General features: G+C 61.0%; 2 protein-coding genes. Both read right to left on the reverse strand.

The window, feature by feature from the left end; all coding sequences use genetic code 11:
* On the reverse strand, positions 1 to 1,056 hold a 1,056-nt coding region (locus EOA33_RS31130), incomplete at its 3' end, for a microcin C ABC transporter permease YejB (protein WP_145989379.1).
* Between the two features lie 30 nt (positions 1,057 to 1,086).
* On the reverse strand, positions 1,087 to 2,713 hold a 1,627-nt coding region (locus EOA33_RS31135; protein ID WP_145989380.1), incomplete at its 5' end, for an extracellular solute-binding protein.

The raw sequence follows: 2,713 nt of genomic DNA on the forward strand, positions 1-2,713 counted from the left end.
GGTGTAGATCAGGTCGGACAGAAGATTGATGAACAGGCCGAGCAGCGAGAAAATGTAGAGGTTGGCGAACACCACCGGATAGTCGCGGTCGACGACGGACTTGAAGCCGAGCAGCCCGAGGCCGTCGAGCGAGAAGATGTTCTCGATCAACAGCGACCCGGTGAAGAAGGCCGAGATGAAGGCGCCTGGAAAGCCGGCGATGACAATCAGCATGGCGTTGCGGAAGACGTGGCCGTAGAGCACCTTGCGCTCCGACAGGCCCTTGGCGCGCGCCGTCACCACATACTGCTTGCGGATCTCTTCCAGGAACGAGTTCTTGGTGAGCAGCGTCGTGGTGGCGAAAGCCGACAGCACGAGCGCCGTCAGCGGCAGGGTCATGTGCCAGAAATAGTCGACGATCTTGTCCGGCCAGGACAACTGGTCCCAATTGTCCGAAACGATGCCGCGCAGCGGGAACCAGTCCCAGAACGAGCCGCCGGCAAACAGCACCATCAACAGGATGCCGAACAGGAAGCCGGGGATGGCATACCCGACGATCACCACGCCGCTGGTCCAGACGTCGAAGGTGGAGCCGTCCTGGACCGCCTTGCGGATGCCGAGCGGGATCGAGATCAGGTAGGACAAAAGCGTGATCCACAGGCCGATGGAGATCGACACCGGCATCTTTTCCAGGATGAGGTTGAGCACCGAGATGTCGCGGAAATAGCTGTCGCCGAAGTCGAAGCGGGCATAGTTCCACAGCATCATGCCGAAGCGTTCGAGCGGCGGCTTGTCGAAGCCGAACTGCTGTTCCAATTTCTTGATGAATTCGGGATCGAGCCCCTGGGCGCCGCGGTATTTCGAGCTGACGTCGCCGACCACATCGAAGTTGCCGCCGCCACCGGCATCGCCGCCACCGCCGCCAAGGCGATCGGTGCCGCCCTGGTTGGTGAGCCTGGCGATCACCTGCTCCACCGGCCCACCGGGCGCAAACTGGATAACGGCGAAAGAGATCGCCATGATGCCGAACAGGGTCGGGATCATCAGAAGGATGCGGCGCAGTATGTAAGCGCCCATCAGGCCGCCCGTCCTGTGCGAACGGAGATGTCAGGCTTTGCCAATCTTTGCCGCCTTGCCCTTGTCGATCCACCACAGCGTCTCGACCGGAAAGCCGAAATCGGGTTTCTGCTCGAGAAAGCCGAACATGTCCCAATAGGCGACGCGGTGATTCGCGAGATAATATGTTGGAATCCAGTCTAGCCGCGCGCGCAAGACCCGGTCGAGCGCTCTGAGCGCCGTAACCAGTTCCGATCGACTGTTGGCTTTGCCGGCCGCCACGATCAGCGCGTCGATGGCCCGGCTTTCGGTGCCGGGATAGTTGCGCTGTCCCGGCGTTTTCGCCATGCGCGAGTCGTAGAGTATCTCGAGGCCGTCGGCAGTCGGCGTCGCCCCGATCGACCATGCGAGCATGTTGAAATCGAAGTCGAAATCGCTTTGCCGCCGTTCATACTGCGTCGAATCGACCTGCCGGATCGAAACGTCGATCCCTATGGCCTTCATGTTCTCGGCCCATGGCGTGAAAATGCGAACGATGCCGTCATCCTCGGCCAGCATTTCCACCTGCAGTCGCTCGCCCTTCTCGTTGACGACGAAGTTGCCCGCTCGCTTCCAACCGGCCTCGGCAAGCAGTTTCGAGGCCGCGCCCAGCAGCTTGCGGTCGTGACCCGAACCGTCGGAGACGGGCTGCATCACCGGTTCGCCGAAAGTCTCCGGCGGCAACTCGGCCCGAAACGGCTCCAGCAAGGCCAGTTCCTGAGGCGAGGGCAAGCCTTCGGCCTTGTAGTCCGACCGCTCGAAATTCGATTGCGAGCGTTCGTAGGAACCGAAGAACAGAGCCCGCCTGATCCATTCGAAATCGAAGCAGTTGGCGATTGCCCGTCTCACGCGCGCATCGCGGAACTGCGGCCGGCGCTGGTTTAGCGCCACGGACTGCATGGATGGCGATTTCTCGCCGGGAAACTCGCGTTTGACGACCTTGCCGTCCTTCAACGCCGGAAAGTCGTAACCGGTCGCCCATACCCGCGAGGTGAATTCCTCGCGAAAATGTGTGTCGCCTTTCTTGAAGGCCTCGAACGCCGCCTGGCGATCAAGATAGAAGTCGATACGGATGCGGTCGAAATTGTTGAGACCACGGTTCACGGCAAGATCGCGGCCCCAATAGTCGGCGACGCGATCATACTCGACGGTCTGTCCGGCCACCACGCGCCCCAACTTGTACGGTCCGGAGCTCAGCGGCGGTGTCATCGTCGAGGCATCGAAATCGTTGGCCGTGTAAAAGGCCTTGGACACGATCGGCATTGCGACGACCGAAAGGATGTTCTGCGCGGACTGTTCGCCATTGAAGGTGACGTCGAGCCTGACGGGATCGACCGCGACCGCTTCCGTCATGTATCGCAGCGCCTTGGACAGGTTCGGATGGCCCCGATCCTTGTACAGCGTCAATGCGAAGGCGATGTCCGCGGCGGTCACGGGCGAACCGTCGTGAAAGCGCGCTTGCCGTCGCAGGTCGAAACGGAAGCCGTTGCGGTCCTGCGACAAGGTCACGGACTCGGCAAGCAAGCCGTAGACGGCATCCGGCTCATCGAGAGCGCTTGTCATCAGTGAATCGAAACAGAGCTCGGTGCGGGGAGGCGAATCGCCTTTCAGCACCAGTGAATTCAACGTGTTGCTGTCT

The organism is Mesorhizobium sp. M4A.F.Ca.ET.050.02.1.1, from assembly GCF_003997725.1.
GTDB lineage: Bacteria > Pseudomonadota > Alphaproteobacteria > Rhizobiales > Rhizobiaceae > Mesorhizobium.